Origin of the sequence: Acidovorax sp. Root267, assembly GCF_001429215.1 — a bacterium.
GTDB lineage: Bacteria > Pseudomonadota > Gammaproteobacteria > Burkholderiales > Burkholderiaceae_C > Acidovorax > Acidovorax radicis.
Genome location: NZ_LMJC01000001.1, coordinates 500,393 through 518,642 on the forward strand (window position 1 = coordinate 500,393; position 18,250 = coordinate 518,642).

At 65.0% G+C, this 18,250-nt stretch carries 15 protein-coding genes; 9 read left to right on the plus strand and 6 right to left on the minus strand.

Annotated features, from left to right (window positions below; all coding sequences use genetic code 11):
• Positions 1-8: 8 nt before the first annotated feature.
• Genes ASE39_RS02170 through ASE39_RS26720 form a run of 3 tightly spaced genes read right to left on the minus strand, consistent with a single transcriptional unit; the run spans position 9 to position 3,592 of the window.
• Complete coding sequence (locus tag ASE39_RS02170; RefSeq protein WP_082615297.1) at positions 9-2,945, minus strand: DUF4132 domain-containing protein; 2,937 nt, start codon at positions 2,943-2,945, stop codon at positions 9-11.
• A gap of 9 nt (positions 2,946-2,954) precedes the next feature.
• Positions 2,955-3,410 (minus strand): hypothetical protein, encoded by a 456-nt coding sequence (locus tag ASE39_RS02175; protein WP_010463460.1) that lies wholly within the window; start codon positions 3,408-3,410, stop codon positions 2,955-2,957.
• An 11-nt stretch (positions 3,411-3,421) separates the two neighbouring features.
• Entirely contained in the window at positions 3,422-3,592 is a 171-nt protein-coding gene (locus ASE39_RS26720) for a hypothetical protein (protein WP_010463458.1), read from the minus strand.
• Between the two features lie 249 nt (positions 3,593-3,841).
• Here ASE39_RS26720 and ASE39_RS02180 point away from each other — a divergent pair, with 249 nt between their 5' ends.
• The 3 genes from ASE39_RS02180 to ASE39_RS02190 all read left to right on the plus strand — a co-directional run bounded on the left by ASE39_RS02180 (position 3,842) and on the right by ASE39_RS02190 (position 7,626).
• Positions 3,842-5,023, plus strand: coding sequence for an acyl-CoA dehydrogenase family protein (locus ASE39_RS02180; protein WP_057270037.1), 1,182 nt, complete (start codon positions 3,842-3,844; stop codon positions 5,021-5,023).
• Between the two features lie 12 nt (positions 5,024-5,035).
• Positions 5,036-6,151, plus strand: a complete 1,116-nt coding sequence (locus ASE39_RS02185; protein ID WP_057270038.1) for an acyl-CoA dehydrogenase family protein — start codon at positions 5,036-5,038, stop codon at positions 6,149-6,151.
• Positions 6,152-6,234: 83 nt separating this feature from the next.
• Complete coding sequence (locus tag ASE39_RS02190) at positions 6,235-7,626, plus strand: alpha/beta fold hydrolase (protein WP_057270039.1); 1,392 nt, start codon at positions 6,235-6,237, stop codon at positions 7,624-7,626.
• A 157-nt stretch (positions 7,627-7,783) separates the two neighbouring features.
• On the opposite strand, the gene ASE39_RS02195 is transcribed toward ASE39_RS02190, so the two are convergent.
• Entirely contained in the window at positions 7,784-8,341 is a 558-nt protein-coding gene (locus ASE39_RS02195; protein WP_010463449.1) for an HNH endonuclease, read from the minus strand.
• A gap of 168 nt (positions 8,342-8,509) precedes the next feature.
• Between ASE39_RS02195 and ASE39_RS02200 the strand changes: the two genes are divergently transcribed.
• The 5 genes from ASE39_RS02200 (at position 8,510) to ASE39_RS26725 (ending at position 15,327) form a co-directional block, all read left to right on the plus strand.
• The gene (locus tag ASE39_RS02200; RefSeq protein ID WP_057270040.1) at positions 8,510-9,559 is read left to right on the plus strand and encodes a bifunctional riboflavin kinase/FAD synthetase; all 1,050 of its coding nucleotides are present in this window, start codon (positions 8,510-8,512) and stop codon (positions 9,557-9,559) included.
• A gap of 110 nt (positions 9,560-9,669) precedes the next feature.
• Complete coding sequence (ileS, locus tag ASE39_RS02205; protein ID WP_057270041.1) at positions 9,670-12,552, plus strand: isoleucine--tRNA ligase; 2,883 nt, start codon at positions 9,670-9,672, stop codon at positions 12,550-12,552.
• Positions 12,552-13,076 carry a signal peptidase II gene (gene lspA, locus ASE39_RS02210; RefSeq protein ID WP_057270042.1) on the plus strand — a complete coding sequence of 175 codons (525 nt, stop codon included), beginning with the start codon at positions 12,552-12,554 and terminating at the stop codon, positions 13,074-13,076. Before ileS ends, lspA begins: the two co-directional genes overlap by 1 nt.
• Before the next feature lie 400 nt (positions 13,077-13,476).
• On the plus strand, positions 13,477-15,132 hold the full coding sequence (locus ASE39_RS02215) for a Na/Pi cotransporter family protein (RefSeq protein ID WP_010463442.1): 1,656 nt from the start codon (positions 13,477-13,479) through the stop codon (positions 15,130-15,132).
• 30 nt (positions 15,133-15,162) lie between these two features.
• On the plus strand, positions 15,163-15,327 hold the full coding sequence (locus tag ASE39_RS26725) for a hypothetical protein (RefSeq protein WP_158004158.1): 165 nt from the start codon (positions 15,163-15,165) through the stop codon (positions 15,325-15,327).
• A 23-nt stretch (positions 15,328-15,350) separates the two neighbouring features.
• Here ASE39_RS26725 and ASE39_RS02220 read toward each other — a convergent pair whose 3' ends face one another.
• Both ASE39_RS02220 and ASE39_RS02225 read right to left on the minus strand, forming a co-directional pair.
• Positions 15,351-16,196 (minus strand): NUDIX domain-containing protein, encoded by an 846-nt coding sequence (locus tag ASE39_RS02220; protein WP_057270043.1) that lies wholly within the window; start codon positions 16,194-16,196, stop codon positions 15,351-15,353.
• Entirely contained in the window at positions 16,193-17,176 is a 984-nt protein-coding gene (locus ASE39_RS02225; protein WP_010463435.1) for a quinone oxidoreductase, read from the minus strand. Before ASE39_RS02225 ends, ASE39_RS02220 begins: the two co-directional genes overlap by 4 nt.
• A 155-nt stretch (positions 17,177-17,331) precedes the next feature.
• On the opposite strand from ASE39_RS02225, the gene ASE39_RS02230 reads away from it, so the two are divergent.
• A complete protein-coding gene (locus ASE39_RS02230; RefSeq protein ID WP_010463433.1) occupies positions 17,332-18,231 on the plus strand; it encodes a DMT family transporter in 900 nt (299 codons plus the stop codon).
• Positions 18,232-18,250: the final 19 nt, after the last annotated feature.

An 18,250-nucleotide genomic window follows, 5' to 3' on the forward strand; every position in this document is an offset into this window, starting at 1 on the left:
GCCAGCGCTCAGGCCTGGGCCACTCGGCCCTCGATCTGCGCCAGGATGCTGGGGTCCTTGATCTTGTCGTCGGCGCTGAGCAGCAGCAGCTTGGACAACACCTCGCTGGTACGTTGGTCATCGTCGACGAAAGGCAAAGCCACGGCCTTCTGGCTGGCTTTGTCGGCCGGCACGATGCACAGGTATCCCGCAGGGATCACGTGAATCACCGCGGTGCCCAGGTGCAGACGATAACTCGCACGCTTGCCCTGGATGATGGCGTGATGCCCCTCCAGGCTGACGTTCTTCAACCCCAAGCTGGGGAGCAAGGCGCCCACCAAGGCCACGCGGGCGTGCTGCACCTCAGCGGAATGCTCATCGCTGTCGGCGGCGCCGGCGGTGATCACGAGGTCGAGGTCGCGCATGGCCTCGGAGAATCCGAGCGGCGGCGCCTCCTCCAGCGCCATGGGTTCACCTTGGCGGGTGAACGAGATCTCACCCAGCACTGTCGCCTCTTCCTGGGTCAGGAATTGATAGACATCGGGCAACGACAGCTCGACGGCAATGTCGGGCGCCAAGCGCTTGCGGGCTACAAAATCGAAGTCGCTCCCATCGATCCGCCATCCGCGTGCCGAAAGGATGGCGCCCAGCACCGAGGTCTTGACGCGGCGCCCTTCGAAGCGGCGTGACACATCTCGCGCCTCGCGCTCGGCGGGCGTCAACACATAGCATTCGCGAAACGCCTGCTTGAACGGTTGCACCAGGGACGACTGCACCGCGTGCCGCTGGCAAGCGATCAAGCGGCCTGTCGCCAACATCGAATGGACGTGCGCGATGGTCAGCGGCAGCTCCACCGGGCGGGCGGCATCGGCCAGCGCGCCATCCGCGTCCAGCAGACGCAACTGGGCCAGGCTGTCATCGAGCAGGCCCAGCCCGCCATCTGGCGTTTGCAGGTAGAGCGCGGTCAGCAGCTGCCGGGCCATCGGCAGGTTGGACAGCTCCTGAAGCTGGTCCGGCGCGAGTGCACGGCCACTGACCATCAGGTTTTCCAGGGCAATGCGGTAGCGCTTGCTCTGGTCCTTGAGCAGGTCGAGCTGTGCCAGCAGCGGAGCCAGCCCCGCGTCCTTCTTCAACGCAGGCGGCAGGCTCTTCAAGGCCTTGCCGGCCTTGCGTACCTGCAGCTGCGGCTGAAACCTGACCAGGCTCAGCTCCACGGCATAGTCGTCTTGCTGCCAGGTCCAATCCTGGGCCGATTGGGACGTAGCGTCCAGCGACCATTCCATTTCGGTCACGTCCGCAAAACCGGCGTTGTGCGCCAGCTGCACCAGCGCTGCGGCGGCCGCATCGCGCACGTTGGCACTGCGCTCGGAGCCGAACAGCTTCGAAGCCTGCTTGCCGGCGCCCTTGAAAAAGTCGAAGCGCTCACGCAAGTCTGCTGTGTCCCGCAGGGGAACCATACCCCACACGCGAATGTGCTCCTGGGACAGCTTGCCCAGCATGCCGGCCAGCTTCTTGTCTTCCACGCCTCGCACTGCGTTGATGCGATACACGGTGACTTTCAGGTGCTTGTACTTCTTGTGCCAGTCCAGCAGCAGCTCGCCAGGCTGCCCGGCGCGCTGGAGATGTTCCTTCAACAACGGCACATCGAAGTACTCGTTCGGGTCAGCCCGCTCGCGCTCGCGCATGAAACGGTACAGCGGCGCGGCGCTGCCCCAGCCGTGGGCCTCCAGCACCTCGTCCGCCTGGGCGCGGCAGTGGCGCAGCAATTGAAGCAGAACCTCCGGGGCGAACTGCCGCAGCTCAGCCACCAAGTCTGCGGACTCCGCCGCGCTCAGGGGTTGCACATTGCAGATCAGTTTCAACGCACGCGCAGCAGAGCGCTCGGCATCGGTCTGAACCAAGCCGAGGATCGGCGGCGGCGATGGCATCTGCGCCAACAGGCGCGCACCTGCCACCACGAACCGAATGCCGCTCAAGCTTCGGCGTTCGCCGCTCTCGTAGTCCACACCCAATTCCTGTGCCAATTGCCCCAGCGAGGTGATGGCTTCGGTCAGCGGTTTGACGCAGTGGCCGTACACCCAGTCCAGCGCCTCGGGTTGAAAGTCTTTCAAGACATCGTCCTCTTGAGACAGGCACGCGCCCACCACGCGCGCGCTGCGTGGCCATTCCAGATCGAACAGGCGTTTGACCCATTCAGCGCTCAGGGGCCCCTGGCGCGCGTAGGCCTGTGCCAGTTCATCCGCTTGCTCGGTCAGGCCGAAAAACTCCGCAGTGCGCATGCGGCCGGTGCATTCGCAATCTTCCACCTGAGGTGGCGGGCGGAACTGCTCGTCGACCCAGGTGTCGCAGGAGCGCTCCATCAAGTCCATCAACTCGTCCAGTGTGGCGCGCGAGGACTTCATGTCGCAGATCAGCTGGGCCAGCGTATCGGGGGCTGGCTCCAAAAAGGGATGGCTGCTGCGGGTCAGCGCCGCTTTGAGGTCCGCGATCTGATGACTCCTCACCGGCTCCGCATACTGGGCGCGAATAAGCGCGCGCTCTGCGTCCATCCAGCGCGGTGCCGCGCATTCGGTCGCATCGGCGGGATGGCTCAGTTGGTGGCGCAAGCGTTGCAAGGCCAACTGGCAGGTGTAATCCCGCCCCCATTTTTTGACCGCCTCGGTCAGCAGATCGTTCACATCGCGCGCGAAGCCCCACACCCGGTCAGCGCGTGCGCGCATGTTGGGAATGCTTTCGTGAAGCACCGGGAACATGAAAAAGTCAGTCAAGTGCTGCTCAGCCTCGTTGCCGAACGTCTGCTGCAGCGCTGAACAGAACGGTGAATCCGCATCTCCGTTGCGGATGGCGCGCTCGTCATCATCCAGGCGGCCAGCGTCCTTGGCCTCCTGAACATAGCCCAACAACCAGGCTTCGAAACGTTGGACTCTGGCGCGCTGCGTTGCGCTCGCCTCCCAGTGCTCACTCATAGGTTCCTTTCATCCGCCCACGAGCGGACGCAATCTCAAGAAGACAGCGTGCGAGCTGTCCGTCAGGCTCAGCTCGGCATGCGACCGGTACAGCGTGCCATCGACAACCATCTGGAACTCACCCGCTTCGAAGGCGGCCATGGCCCGCTGGATCTCGGCTTGCTCAACGGCCGCCAGGTCGGGCTTGCAAGCAGGCTCCGGTGGCCGGCGCAAGGCCACACGCCCCTGTGCCAAGCCCTCTTCGATCATGGCCGGCGTCAATGTGGGGGTGGTTTGATCTCCCGGTGCGGGTGACGCAGCACCTGCGCTGGCGATGCGCTGCAGGGCGAGATGGGTCCGAACGCTCAGCGCGATCAGCTCGCGGGTCGAGATCGACAGATCATCGATCTGGAAAGCCACCCGACCCTGGTGTAGGCCGGGACTCTGGCGTTCAGCGATTTCACAGTTCAACAACAAGTTGGGCATGGCGATGGGTTCTATCTGCGGCCCGCAGGCCCCCAGGCCTGAGTGCACACGAAGACGACAATGCCGCCGTGGCGGTCCTGGATCAGCAGTTTGCCCCCCAGCAGCCGTACCTCGGCCTGCTGCCCTCGGGTGTCATCCCTGTCCGTGGCCGCCTCAACGGCCTGGTCGAAAATCTTCAGCATCTAGTGCCCCTCGTTTGGCTGATCATATTCAACCCCTGCAGCGTCTTATTGAGCCGGCATCTTTGAATTTGAACCCACCGCTTGCGCTGGGCCTGCCCCAGCCTTGCACAGCGCTTCGCCAAACTCAGCTTGAAAGCACTTCAAATGGGTTGATGCCAAATCAAGGGCTGCGCGCCTCATGTCGCCACCCGGACAGCAATAAAACGAACGATCGTGCTACAAATGCGGAATCACTTGGAGACAAGCCGCATGGATCTCGCATTCACCCCCGAAGAACAGGCCTTCCGCGACGAAGTTCGCGCATGGGTTCACGCCAACCTACCCCAGGAAATTTCCCACAAGGTGCACAACGCCCTGCGCCTGACCCGTGCAGACATGCAGGGCTGGGCCAAGATCCTGGGCAAAAAGGGCTGGCTCGGTTTTGGCTGGCCCAAAGAGTTTGGCGGCCCGGGCTGGACGGCCGTGCAAAAGCACCTGTTTGAAGAAGAGTGTGCGCTGGCCGGTGCGCCCCGCATCATCCCCTTCGGCCCCGTGATGGTGGCCCCGGTGATCATGGCCTTCGGCAATGCCGAACAACAAAAGCGCTTTTTGCCCGGCATCGCCAGCGGCGAAGTGTGGTGGAGCCAGGGCTACAGCGAACCGGGCTCGGGCTCGGACTTGGCCTCGGTCAAGACCCGCGCAGAGCGCGTGGGCGACAAATACATCGTCAACGGCCAAAAAACCTGGACAACGCTCGGCCAGTTCGGCGACTGGATGTTCAACCTGGTGCGCACCAGTACCGAAGGCAAGCCGCAGACCGGCATTTCCTTCCTGCTGCTGGACATGAAGTCCAAGGGCGTCACCGTGCGCCCCATCAAGCTGCTGGACGGCGAGTGCGAAGTCAATGAGGTGTTCTTCGACAACGTCGAAGTGCCCGCCGAAAACCTGATCGGCGAAGAAAGCAAGGGCTGGACGTACGCCAAGCACCTGCTGTCCCACGAGCGCACCAACATCGCTGACGTGAACCGCAGCAAGCGCGAGCTGGAGCGCTTGAAGCGCATCGCGAAGACCGAAGGCATGTGGGACGACCCGCGCTTCCGCGACCAGATCGCGCTGCTCGAAGTGGACGTCGTGGCGCTGGAAATGCTGGTGCTGCGCGTGCTGTCGGCCGAGAAGTCGGGCAAAAACTCCCTGGACATCGCGGGCCTGCTCAAGATCAAGGGCAGCGAGATCCAGCAGCGTTATGCCGAGCTGATGATGCTGGCCGCTGGGCCGTTTGCCATGCCTTTCATCGAAGAGGCTATGGAGGCCGGTTGGCAGGGCGACTTCCCTGGCGGCGTCACCGCCAACGCGCCGCTGGCGTCTACTTACTTCAACCTGCGCAAGACCACCATCTACGGCGGCAGCAATGAAGTGCAAAGAAATATCGTCGCGCAGACTGTGCTGGGCTAAGGAGACAAGAACATGGATTTCGATTTTTCTGACGACCAGGAACAACTTCGCGATGCGGTGCGCAAGTGGGTGGACAAGGGCTACACCTTCGAGCGCCGCCGCGCTGCGGTGGCTGCCGGCGGCTTTGACCGCGCCGCCTGGGGCGAGCTGGCCGAACTGGGCCTGACCGCCCTCACCGTGCCCGAAGCCCACGACGGCATGGGCCAGGGCGCGATCGACGCCATGGTGGTGGCCGAGGAACTGGGCCGTGGCATGGTGCTGGAACCCATTGCCCAGGCCTTCATCGCCAGCAGCGTGCTGTCGCACTACGCCCCCGCCGACGTACAAGGCGCCTGGCTGCCCCGCGTGGCCAGCGGCGAAGCGCTGGTGGTGTTGGCCTACCAGGAGCGCAAGGCGCGCTACCGCCTGGACGTTTGCGAGGCAAAAGCAGCCTTTGCGCCCGCTGGATATGCCGTAACAGCTACAAAAAGCATAGTAGCCGCTGGTGACCAGGCCGATGCCTTCATCGTGCCTGCGCAGCTGGACGGAAAAATCGCCCTCTTCCTCGTGGAACGCTCGGCCGCTGGCGTCACCACACGTGGCTATGTCACGCAAGACGGCAGCCGCGCCGCCGAAGTGCAACTGGCCAACGCCCCCGCCACGCTCATCACCACCGACGGCCTGGCCGCGCTGGAACTGGCCGTGGACACAGGCATTGCCGCCACCTGCGCCGAAGCCGTGGGCGTGATGGACAAGACCGTGGCGCTCACCGTCGAATACATGAACCAGCGCAAGCAGTTCGGCGTGTTCATCGCCAGCTTCCAGGCGCTGCGCCACCGTGTGGCCGACATGAAGATGCAGCTGGAACTGGCCCGCTCGATGAGCTACTACGCCAGCCTCAAGCTCGGCGCCCCGGCGGCCGAACGCCGCGCCGCCATGGCCCGCGCCAAGGTGCAGCTGGGGCAATCGATGCGCTTCGTGGGCCAGCAATCGGTGCAGCTGCATGGCGGCATCGGCGTGACCGACGAGTACATCGGCAGCCACTATTTCAAGAAACTCACGCAACTGGAAATGACCTTTGGCGACACCCTGCACCACCTGGGCGAGGTGTCGGCCCGCATGCAGGACACGGCCGGCGTGTTTGCCTGACGCCAAGCAAGGACTGTCACGCAACCGTGCAATGCTCGTGGACTGAACCGGTCCACGGGCATTTTTTCTTATCGGAGACACCCATGAACAATAAGCTCTTGCTGCAACGCCGATCCCTTCTGCTGGCAGCCGCTGCGGCCACCCTGGCCCTGGCCGGCTGCGCCACCCGCAGCCCCAGCCTGGCCGAGGCCCCGCCCATCGTCTTTGTGCATGGCAATGGCGACACCGCTGCGCTGTGGCAGGCCACCGCGTGGCGGTTTGAATCGAACGGCTGGCCCCGTGAGCGCCTGCACGCCATCGACGTGCCCTACCCGCTCTCACGCGATGACGACACCAAGCCCCAGCCGGGCCGCACCTCGGCTGCAGAGCACATGACTTACCTCAAGGCTGAGGTGGACAAGGTGCTCAAGGCCACAGGCGCCAGCAAAGTGGTGCTGGTGGGCAATTCGCGCGGGGGCAATGCCATCCGCAACTACATCTACAACGGCGGTGGCACCACCACCGTGAGCCACGCCATCCTGGGTGGCACCCCCAACCACGGCGTGTGGGCAACCCCCGGGGTGCGCGAAGGCAGCGAGTTCTCGGGCACCGGTCCCTTCCTCACCGCCTTGAACGCCCCCAAAAATGCAGCCGGCGATGAAGTGAGCGGCCCCGTGCAATGGATGACCATCCGCTCGGACAACAACGACAAGTTCGCGCAGCCCGATGGCCTGTGGATCGGCCAGAAAGGCACGCCCACCAATGTGACGGCCGCAGGGCCCGAGCTGAAAGGCGCGGTCAATGTGGTGATCCCGCGCATCGACCACCGCGAGACCTCCTATTCCGCCGCAGCCTTTGAAGCCACCTACCGCTTCATCACGGGCAAGGCGCCGCAGGCCACCACCATTGCGGCCGAAAAGCAGGTGGTGCTGAACGGCAAGGTCACCGGCCTGGGCGTGGACCCAACGGACGCCAAGACGGGCAACTTCAGCAACAACCTGCCCCTGGCGGGCGCGCAGCTGGAGTTGTATGCCACCGACCCCACCACGGGCGCCCGCACGGGCAATGCCTTGCTGCGCAAAACCGTGGGTACGGATGGACAATGGGGGCCGCTGGCCGTTCCCGCTGGGTCACCCACCGAGTTCGTGATCACCGCACCCGGCTACGCCACCACCCACATCTACCGCAGCGGCTTTCCCCGCAGCAGCGATCTCATCCACCTGCGCGCAGAGCGCTTGGCCGATGCCGACAAAGGCGCCGAGAGCGTGGTGACACTGACCCGCCCGCGCGGCTACCTGGACCCGGCACGCGACAAGATGCTGCTCGATGGCGCCGCACCTGCCGGTGTGCCGCCAGGCGCGGGCGTGGCGTCGGCCAAGGTCAAGCCCTCGGGCGGCGTGCGCAGCATTGCGGGCGAATTCAATGGCGAACGCGTGGTGGGACAGACCTGGCCCGCTGCCAGCGGCCATTTGGTGTTTCTCGAACTGACTTACTGATGGGATAGGCGCTGCTCGGTGCCTGTGCACCGTGCAGCACACCACCAAAAGCGGTCAAGACAGCCCCGATGGCTAGGCGCTCCGTCACAGACAGTACTGCGAGTACGGCAAGACGGAGCAACGACGCCAGCAGGCGTCGTACTGGCCGCTCCGCCAACTACGCCAACAGCCGTGAAGATTTGGGGACGTGCGCCATCAGGAACTCCATTTGATCGGCGAGGATGCGGCGATTGCGCAAGATGAAGTCTTCCCACAGGCTGGGCACATAAGGCGCGTACAGCAACGGCATGTGGGCATGTTCTGGCGTGCGTGGGCCCTTGCGGTGGTTGCACGGGCGGCAGGCCGTGACCACGTTCATCCAGTGGTCCTGCCCATTGCGGGCAAACGGCACGATGTGCTCGCGCGTCAGATCCTCTTCATGAAAATGCCCGCCGCAGTAGGCACACACATTGCGGTCGCGAGCAAAAAGCTTGCTGTTGGTCAGTCCGGGCTTGAGGTCAAACGGGTTGATGCTGGGCACGCCCTTGGTTCCGATGATGCTGTTCACGGCAATCACCGATTGTTCGCCCGTGATCGCGTTGTGCCCGCCACGGAACCGCGCGATCTGGCCGCCGGATTCCCAGCGCACCTCACCCGCGGCGTAATGAATCACCGCTTGTTCGAGCGAAATCCACGATTGGGGCAGCCCTTGGGCCGACAGCTTCAAGACCTTCAAAACACGCCTCCTGGAACACAAAGTACACAAGGATTCGGAACGCAGATGTCTCGCGAACTGCCCTGCGCTGGGCAGCCCGTGGGTCACAATATACTCCGTTTTCATGACAAATTGGCGTCTTGCGCTTGATACACCTGCGCATGCTGCTATCAAAAAGATAACAAACCGATGAAGATCTTTCGCGGATTCCACCATCCCGGCATCGCCAACGCCTGTGCGCTGACCATTGGCAATTTCGATGGCGTACACCGGGGCCACCAGGCCATGCTGGCCCTGCTGAACAGCGAGGCCGCACACCGGGGCGTGGAAAGCTGCGTGCTCACGTTCGAGCCCCACCCTCGCGACTACTTTGCGGGCGCCCACCACAAACCCGACCTCGCGCCCGCACGCATCGGCACCCTGCGCGACAAGCTGACCGAGCTGGCCCGCTGCGGCGTGCAGCAGACCGTGGTGCTGCCGTTTGACGCGAAACTGGCCGCGCAGTCCCCCGAGGCGTTCATCGACGAGGTGCTGGTGCGCGGCCTGGGTGCCCGTTACGTGCTGGTGGGCGACGACTTCCGCTTTGGCCGCCAGCGCGCGGGCGACTACGCCATGCTCGACGCGGCAGGTCAAGCCAAGGGCTTTGATGTGGCGCGCATGAACAGCTACGAGGTACATGGGCTGCGGGTGTCCAGCTCCGCCGTGCGCCAGGCCCTGGCCGCAGGAGACATGGAAGCAGCAGCGCGCCTGCTGGGGCGGCCCTACACCATCAGCGGCCATGTGGTGCACGGACGCAAGCTGGGGCGCGAGTTGGGCGCTACCGCCGGTGGAGCCGGTGACGGCTTTCGCACCCTGAACCTGCGTTTTGCGCACTGGAAACCCGCTGCCAGCGGCATCTTTGCGGTGCTGGTGCATGGCCTCGCCGCCGAGCCTTTGCCGGGTGTTGCCAACCTGGGCGTGCGCCCTTCGCTGGACCCGAACGATGTGAACGGCGGCCGTGTGCTGCTGGAAACCCATTGCCTGCACTGGCCTGCCGATCTGGGCCCCGAGGGGGCGTACGGTAAAATCGTGCGCGTGGAACTACTGCACAAACTGCACGACGAGCTGAAATACGACGGTCTGGACGCCCTGACAAAGGGCATCGCCAAAGACTGCGCCGATGCGCGTGCCTACTTTGCCTCGGCCAAGGCGCCCAACCACACCGAGACCCGGCGCCAGACCACCCGCGACCGAATTTGAGGGGGGCTGCTTTGCGCAGCGCCCGCCTGGCGGGCCCGTCATCCTTCGCGCTTCCACCCCGCTCTTGCCCTGGGCCTTGCCCCGGAATGCCCTGTTTTTAAGGCTCCCTCATGTCCGACGACAACGCCAGCACCCCTTCCGCAGCCCTCGCAGCCACGGATTACCGCAGCACCCTGAATCTGCCCGACACCCCCTTCCCCATGCGCGGCGACCTGCCCAAGCGCGAGCCAGGCTGGGTGAAGGAATGGGAAGACAAGGGCCTGTACAAGCGCCTGCGCGACGCACGCTGCGGTTCGCCCAAGTTCATCCTGCATGACGGCCCACCCTACGCCAACGGCCAGATCCACATGGGCCACGCGGTCAACAAGATCCTGAAGGACATGATCACCAAGGCGCGCCAGCTCGAAGGCTTTGACGCGCTGTACGTGCCCGGCTGGGACTGCCACGGCCTGCCGATCGAGAATGCCATCGAGAAGAAACACGGCCGCAACCTGAGCCGCGACGACATGCAGGCCAAGAGCCGTGCGTTTGCCACCGAGCAAATCGCGCAGCAGATGGTGGACTTCAAGCGCCTGGGTGTGCTGGGCGAATGGGACAACCCCTACAAGACCATGAACCCCGCCAACGAGGCGGGCGAAATCCGCGCGTTCAAACGTGTGATGGAGCGTGGTTTTGTGTACCGCGGCTTGAAGCCCGTGTACTGGTGTTTTGACTGCGGCTCTTCGCTGGCCGAGTTCGAGATCGAATACCAGGACAAGAAGAGCACCACGCTCGACGTGGCGTTCAAGGCGCACGAGCCTGCCAAGCTGGCGGCCGCGTTTGGCCTGCCCGCGTTGACCAAAGACGCCTTCGTCGTCATCTGGACCACCACCGCCTGGACCATCCCCGCCAACCAGGCGCTCAACCTGAACCCCGAGATCAGCTACGCCCTGGTGGACACCGGCGAGCGCGTCCTGCTGGTGGCCGAGCCGCTGGTGGCCTCGTGCCTGGAGCGCTATGGCCTCACAGGCAGCGTGCTGGCCACCACCCTGGGCAAGAACCTCGGCGGGCTGGAATTTGAGCACCCGCTGTACGACGTGAAGAGTGAAGACGGCAGCCAAGGCTACCAGCGCCTGTCCCCCGTGTACCTGGCCGACTACGCCACGGCCGACGATGGCACCGGTATCGTGCACTCCTCGCCCGCCTACGGGCTGGAGGATTTCAACTCCTGCGTGTCCCACGGCCTGGCACTGGACGACATCCTGAACCCCGTGCAGGGCAACGGCACCTATGCGGCCGACTTCCCGCTGTTTGGCGGCCAGCACATCTGGAAGGCCGTGCCCGTCATCATCGAAGCCCTGCGCAACGCCGGCCGCCTGATGGCCACCAAGGACATCACGCACAGCTACCCGCACTGCTGGCGCCACAAGACGCCGGTGATCTACCGCGCCGCCGCACAGTGGTTCGTGCGCATGGACGAGGGCGAAGGCGTGTTCACCCAGCCCGGCATGAAGCCTGCCAAGACGCTGCGCCAGATCGCGCTGGACGCCATCGAGCACACCAGCTTCTACCCCGAGAACGGCAAGACCCGCCTGCACGACATGATCGCCGGGCGGCCCGACTGGTGCATCTCGCGCCAGCGCAGTTGGGGCGTGCCCATCCCGTTCTTTTTGCACAAGGATTCGGGCGAGCTGCACCCGCGCACCATGGAGATCATGGACCAGGCGGCCGCCATTGTGGAGAAGGGCGGCATCGAGGCCTGGAGTCGCGTGACGCCCGAGGAGATCCTGGGCGCCGAGGACGCGGCCTGCTACACCAAGAGCACCGACATCCTGGAGGTGTGGTTCGACTCGGGCTCCACGTTCAGCCATGTGCTGCGCGGCACGCACCCCAACGTGCACCACGACACGGGTCCCGAGGCCGACCTGTACCTGGAGGGCCATGACCAGCACCGCGGCTGGTTCCACAGTTCGCTGCTGCTGGCGTCGGCACTCGAAGGCCGCGCGCCCTACCGCGGCCTGCTGACCCACGGTTTCACCGTGGACAGCCAGGGCCGCAAGATGAGCAAGTCGCTGGGCAACGGCATCGATCCGCAGGAGATCAACAAGAAGCTCGGCGCCGAGATCATCCGCCTGTGGGTGGCCGCCAGCGACTACTCGGGCGACATCGCAGGTGACGAGAAGATCCTGGCGCGGGTGGTCGATGCCTACCGCCGCATCCGCAACACGCTGCGCTTCCTGCTGGCCAACGTGAGCGACTTCGACCCGACCGCGGACGCCGTGCCGTTCGACCAGATGCTGGAGATCGACCGCTACGCCCTGACGCGTGCGGCCGAGTTCCAGGCCACCGTGCTCGCGCACTACAAGGTCTACGAGTTCCACCCCGTGGTGGCCAAGCTGCAGCTGTACTGCTCAGAAGACCTGGGCGGCTTCTACCTGGATGTGCTCAAGGACCGGCTGTACACCACCGCGCCCAAGAGCCTGGCGCGCCGCAGCGCCCAGACCGCGCTGTACCAGATCACCCACGGCATGCTGCGCTGGATGGCGCCGTTCCTGTCGTTCACCGCCGAAGAGGCCTGGAAGGTGTTCGGCAGCTCCGACTCCATCTTCCTGGAAACCTACGGCTCCATCGCCGGGGCCGACGAAGGCCTGCTGGCCAAGTGGGCGCGCCTGCGCGAGATCCGCGATGCGGTGAACAAGGAGATCGAGGTGCTGCGTGCCGAGGGCCAGGTGGGCTCGTCGCTGCAGGCCAACGTGGTGCTGACGGCTGCGCCTGAGGACCATGCGCTGCTGGCCAGCCTGGGCGATGACCTCAAGTTCGTGTTCATCACCTCCGCTATCGAATTGGTAGCTGGTAGCGATTTACAGATCAGCGTCAAGCCCAGTTCTGACACCAAATGCGAGCGCTGCTGGCACTACCGCAGCGACGTGGGGCAAGACGCCGCACATCCCACCATCTGCGGCCGCTGCACCAGCAACCTGCACGGAGACGGCGAAAGCCGGGTGCACGCCTGATGGCCCGCACATCGCAGGCCGGGCGTTCCGGCGCGAGCATGTGGCCCTGGCTGGCCTGGGCCACGGTGCTTCTGGTGGCGGACCAGATCACCAAGACCCTGATCATCAACCACTACCAGCTGGGCGACGGCACGATCATCACCAGCTTCTTCAACATCGTGCGGGCGCACAACACCGGGGCCGCGTTTTCGTTTCTGCAGGACGCGGGAGGCTGGCAGCGCTGGCTGTTCACCGGCATCGGCGTGGCGGCCACCATTTTCATCGTGTGGCAGTTGCGCGCGCACCCCGGTCAAAAGCTGTTCGGCTTTGCGCTGTCGTGCATCCTGGGCGGTGCGGTGGGCAACGTGGCGGACCGGCTGATGCATGGCTATGTCGTGGATTTTCTAGATTTCCATTGGGCCTTCCTTTCCGGAATTTTCCCCAACGGCCACTTCCCAGCCTTCAATCTGGCCGACACGGCCATCAGCGTGGGTGCGGCGTGCCTGATCCTGGACGAGTTCCTGAGAGTGCGGCGCGAGCGCTGAACCCGTTGTTTTTGCCTGACCTCTCCACGGCCCGCCCTGTGCGGGCCGTTTGCGTGGTGGCCAGGGCGGCCCCAACCCCCGCTGACGGAGCGGGTGGTGTCGCCAACGCACCCAGCAGCAGCATGGGCATGCGCCCGCGCTATGGAATCAGGAGTATGCTTATATGTCAGTTTTGTGACAATGCTGGGTGCGCACAGCTTTTGCGTGTACCCATGCACCCCGGAAGTCGCGCAGCCCGGCACCGCAGACCCGTCTGCCACCGCCTCCGGGCACAGAATGTGAACGCCAGCCTCCAAGCACCTGTTCAAAAACGGAGCGCAAGATGCACCTTGCGCCTGGCAGGGGCAAGGTGCATGCTCTTTGCGCACGTCACAAGAAGAAGAAATAACGGTTTTCCTCCATGAAGCATCTCTTGAATTTGTTGGCAGCCGTCTCGCTGCTGATCTGGGGCACCCACCTGGTGCGCACCGGCATCCTGCGTGTCTTTGGCGCCAATTTGCGCCAGTTGATCGCGCACAGCGTCAGTAACCGGTTCACTGCCGTTCTGTCGGGCATCGGGGTAACGGCGGTGGTGCAATCGAGCACGGCCACGGCGCTCATCGTGTCTTCGTTCGTGGGCCAGGGCCTGGTGGGCCTGCCCGCTGCCCTCGCGGTGATGCTGGGCGCCGATGTAGGCACCAGCGTGATGGCAGTGGTGTTCTCGATGGACCTGTCCTGGCTGTCGCCGCTGTTCATCTTCGCGGGCGTGGTGTTGTTCATCTCGCGCAAGGACACGGCCGTGGGCCGGGTGGGCCGGGTGCTGATCGGCCTGGGGCTGATGCTGCTGGCGCTGCGCCTCATCACCGAATCGACCACGGTGCTCACCCAGTCGCCCACCGTGCGCACCCTGCTGGGGGCATTGACCAGCGACCTGCTGCTGGAGATCTTCACCGGCGCCATTCTGGCCATCGTGGCCTATTCGAGCCTGGCCACGGTGCTGCTGACTGCCGCGCTGGCCGGCTCGGGGGGTATCCCGCCCGACGTGGCTCTGGGCCTGGTGCTGGGCGCCAACCTGGGCAGCGGCGTGCTGGCCGTTCTCACCACGATGAAGGCCAATGTACAGACGCGCCAGGTGCCGCTGGGCAACCTGTTCTTCAAGATCATCGGCGTTGTCATCATGACACCGCTCACTGGGCTGTGGCTGCAGCATGTACGCCCCTACGTGCCGGAAATCGCGGCGCTGGTGGTGCTGTTCCACCTGGCTTTCAACGTGGTGGTGGGCATCATCTGCATCGGCCTCACAGGCACGGTGGCCCGCACCGTGCAGCGCCTGCTGCCCGTCGAAAAAGCGCAGGCAGCGGCCGGCACCCGGCCCCAGCATCTGGACCCGTCAGCCCTGGCCACGCCCTCCCTGGCCATCTCGTGCGCTGCGCGCGAGGCCCTGCACCAAGCCGACGTGGTCGAATCGATGCTGCTGGGCCTGCACAAGGTGATCCGCACCGACGATATCAAGCTGGCCGAAGACCTGCGCAAGCTCGACGACGAGGTGGATGGCCTGTACTCGGCCATCAAGTACTACATGACCAAGATCTCGCGCGAGGCACTGGACGAGCGCGAAGGGCGCCGCTGGGCGGACATCATCAGCTTCACGATCAACATGGAGCAGATTGGCGACATCATCGAGCGCGTGCTCATCGATATCGAGGACAAGAAGATCAAGAAGGGCCGCCAGTTCTCCGAAGCGGGCATGGAAGAGATCACCGAGCTGCACGCCCGTCTGATCGACAACCTGCGGCTGGCGATGAGCGTATTCCTCAACGGCAGCGTGCGCGACGCGCAGAAGCTGCTGGAAGAAAAGGCCCGTTTCCGCGACCTGGAGCATGCGTATTCAGCCACCCACCTGGCGCGCCTGTCGGACAACACGGTGCAGAGCATCGAAACCAGCTCGCTGCACATCGACCTGATCAGCGAACTCAAGCGCATCAACTCGCTGCTGTGCTCGGTGGCCTACCCCATTCTGGAATCGGCCGGGGCGCTGGCGCCCAACCGGCTCAAGACGATGGTGGATCAGGCCTGAGGATCAAAGGCCGCGCTGCCCACCGCTCTGTTGGGTGATGGCCCCGCCGCGCAACGGGAAGCGGTTGCGCAGAACGAAGCGGCAGCAGCCCGTCAGCGCAACAAGGCCAGCACACTGCGGGGCAGCGAGGACGCGGTGTCACGGGTGTTGCCCGTGCTGCGCGAAACCGCCCAGGCGATGCGGGACCTGATTTGAAGGCTGTGCGACCGGGATCCCGGTTACAGCCCGAGGAAACCGGCAATCACCAGCCCGGCTTCCAGCGTGAACAGGCCCTGCGCCACCTGCTCGCGCACCGTGCCCAGGGGCAGCAGGTCAAACCGCTCCACTTCGCCGTCCTGGTTCTCGGGCGCCATGCCCTCGGGCACTTGGGCGCGAAACCAGTCGATGCGCTCGCGCATGTAGCCCGCGCCATCCCCTTCCCGGCTGGGGCGGCTGAAGTCCACATGGCCACCGTGCTGCAGGCCGACCAGCGTTTCCACGTGCAGCCCCGCCTCCTCCCAGGTCTCGCGGGCCAGCGCCTGGGGCAATGAGTCGGCGGCAGAGACCATGCCGCCCATCAGCGTGTCCCACAGGCCGGGGTTGTTGGGCTTGGTCATGGAGCGCTTTTGCACCCACATGCGGCCGTCCGGCGCCAGGCCCACCAGATGGACAGCGCGGCTGGTGATGCCCAGCACACGCACCGCACCACGCTCCACCGTGCCCACCACCTCGCCCACCGGGTTGCACACCGCCAGTTGCTCATCGCGCCAGGGGCCACACAGGCCCTCGTCGCGCAAGGCAGCGGCCAGGGTATTGAGGGCGTCGGTGATGGCGTCCACTGAAGCTCCAAACGGCACCTCCAGGTGCCAGGCTGCAGCGCCAGAATGCTCATTATTTAATAGCTTATAGCGCTTATCCAATAAGCGCTGGCGGCCAATTTTATTCAAAAAACCCTCTGCCACCGAGCCCACCACCTGCCCCGCCACCACCAGCGCCTGGCGCGGCTGGACGGGGGGCTGCTGCGCAGCCTGGCGCGCACTGGCCAACCAGTCGCCAAAGGACCGGGGCTGGACGGCGGCGTTCACAGCGTGAGGATGGTGCAGCCGGTGGTCTTGCGTGCTTCCAGCGCGCGGTGCGCCTGTTGCACATCGGCCAAGGCAAACCGCTGCTCGATGTGGATCTTGACCTGCCCGCTGGCCACCACGGCAAACAGCTCATCGGCCATGGCCTGCGTGCTTTCACGCGTGGCGATGTGGGTGAACAGCGTCTGGCGCGTGACGTAGATCGAACCCTTGGCACCCAGCGAGCCCGGCGCAAACGGCGCCACGGGGCCTGAGGCATTGCCGAAGCTGGCCATCAGGCCAAACGGGCGCAGGCAGTCGAGCGACTTGTCCCAGGTGTCCTTGCCCACCGAGTCGTACACCACTTTCACGCCCTTGCCGCCAGTGATCTCTTTGACGCGCGCCGCAAAGTCCTCCGTGTTGTAGTTGATGGCATGTGCCGCGCCGTTGGCCAGGGCCAGCTGGCACTTGGCATCGGTGCCTGCCGTGCCGATGAGCTGCAGGCCCAGCGCCTTGGCCCACTGGCTGGCGATCAGGCCCACACCGCCCGCAGCGGCATGGAACAGCACGTGGTCGCCGCTCTGCAGGCCTTCCACGGGCAGGGTCTTCTTGAGCAGGTACTGTGCCGTCAAGCCCTTGAGCATCATGGCCGCGCCGGTCTCGAAGCTGATGGCGTCGGGCAGCTTGCACACACATTTGGCGGGCATCACGCGCACTTCAGAGTAGGCGCCGGGCGGGTTGCTGGCATAGGCGGCGCGGTCGCCCACCTGCAGGTGCGTGACGCCCTCGCCCACCGCTTCGACCACGCCTGCGCCTTCCATGCCGATGGTGGCTGGCATGCCCAAGGGGTACAGGCCCGTGCGGTGGTAGACGTCGATGAAATTGAGGCCGATGGCGTGGTGGCGGATGCGGATCTCGCCAGGGCCGGGTTCGCCCACGGCGACGTCAACAATGTGGAGTTCTTCGGGACCACCATGCTGGCGGATCTGGACGGCAAGGCTCATGGCTAACAACTCCTGTAGCGGGTGAGAGAAACAAACGGCGGCCATCCTGCCACGAATCGAGTGAACGTGCCGCAGGCCGACACGGGGTCGATTGGCTCTAGGGCCTTGTGGCCTCCGGCAGCATGGCGTCGCCAGCGCCGTTACAGTGCAGCCCCATGACTCAAAAACTCACACCCGGCACGGCCGTGCTGCTGGTGATACCGCCCTTGCTGTGGGCGGGCAATGCCGTCGTGGGACGGCTGGTGCACGACCTGATTTCCCCCGCCGCCCTCAACTTCATCCGCTGGGTGCTGGCCTTTGCCATCCTGCTGCCGCTGGCCCATGGTGTGCTGCGCAAGGACAGCCCGCTGTGGCCGCACTGGCGCCGCTACGCGCTGCTGGGGCTGCTGGGCATTGGCCTGTACAACGCGCTGCAGTACATGGCGCTGCAGACTTCCACGCCCATCAACGCGACGCTGGTGGGCTCCAGCATGCCGGTGTGGATGCTGGCCGTGGGGGCGCTGTTCTTCGGCGCGGCCGTCACGCGGCGCCAGTTGCTGGGTGCGTTGCTGTCGATGTGTGGCGTGCTGCTGGTGCTGAGCCGGGGCGAGTGGTCGCAACTGCTGGCCTTTCGGCTCGTCCCGGGCGATTTTTTCATGCTGCTGGCCACCATCTCGTGGGCGTTCTACAGCTGGCTGCTGTCGCGCACCAGCGAGCCTGCCCGCATCCGGGGCGACTGGGCGGCGTTTCTGATGGCGCAGATGGTGTTTGGCCTGGCCTGGTCGGGCAGCTTTGCGGGCGTGGAATGGGCCGTGGGCCGCACCCACTTCGACGGGGGCTGGCCGCTGATCGCCGCGCTCGTGTTCATCGCCGTGGGCCCGGCCGTGCTGGCCTACCGCTGCTGGGGCGTGGGTGTGGAGCGTGCGGGGCCTGCAGTGGCGGGCTTCTTCGTGAACCTCACCCCGCTGTTCGCGGGCATTCTGTCGGCCGCTTTCCTGGGGGAAACGCCCCAGCTTTTCCACGGCGTGGCGTTTGCGCTGATCGTGGGCGGGATCGTGGTGTCGTCGCGCAGGTAAGGCGCAGTCACTGCCGGGA

Coding starts and splice junctions, on each gene's coding strand:
- ASE39_RS02170 (WP_082615297.1), bottom strand. CDS start 2,945: ATGAGTGAGCACTGGGAGGCGAGCGCAACGCAGCGCGCCAGAGTCCAA.
- ASE39_RS02175 (WP_010463460.1), bottom strand. CDS start 3,410: ATGCCCAACTTGTTGTTGAACTGTGAAATCGCTGAACGCCAGAGTCCC.
- ASE39_RS26720 (WP_010463458.1), bottom strand. CDS start 3,592: ATGCTGAAGATTTTCGACCAGGCCGTTGAGGCGGCCACGGACAGGGAT.
- ASE39_RS02180 (WP_057270037.1), top strand. CDS start 3,842: ATGGATCTCGCATTCACCCCCGAAGAACAGGCCTTCCGCGACGAAGTT.
- ASE39_RS02185 (WP_057270038.1), top strand. CDS start 5,036: ATGGATTTCGATTTTTCTGACGACCAGGAACAACTTCGCGATGCGGTG.
- ASE39_RS02190 (WP_057270039.1), top strand. CDS start 6,235: ATGAACAATAAGCTCTTGCTGCAACGCCGATCCCTTCTGCTGGCAGCC.
- ASE39_RS02200 (WP_057270040.1), top strand. CDS start 8,510: ATGAAGATCTTTCGCGGATTCCACCATCCCGGCATCGCCAACGCCTGT.
- ileS (WP_057270041.1), top strand. CDS start 9,670: ATGTCCGACGACAACGCCAGCACCCCTTCCGCAGCCCTCGCAGCCACG.
- lspA (WP_057270042.1), top strand. CDS start 12,552: ATGGCCCGCACATCGCAGGCCGGGCGTTCCGGCGCGAGCATGTGGCCC.
- ASE39_RS02215 (WP_010463442.1), top strand. CDS start 13,477: ATGAAGCATCTCTTGAATTTGTTGGCAGCCGTCTCGCTGCTGATCTGG.
- ASE39_RS02225 (WP_010463435.1), bottom strand. CDS start 17,176: ATGAGCCTTGCCGTCCAGATCCGCCAGCATGGTGGTCCCGAAGAACTC.
- ASE39_RS02230 (WP_010463433.1), top strand. CDS start 17,332: ATGACTCAAAAACTCACACCCGGCACGGCCGTGCTGCTGGTGATACCG.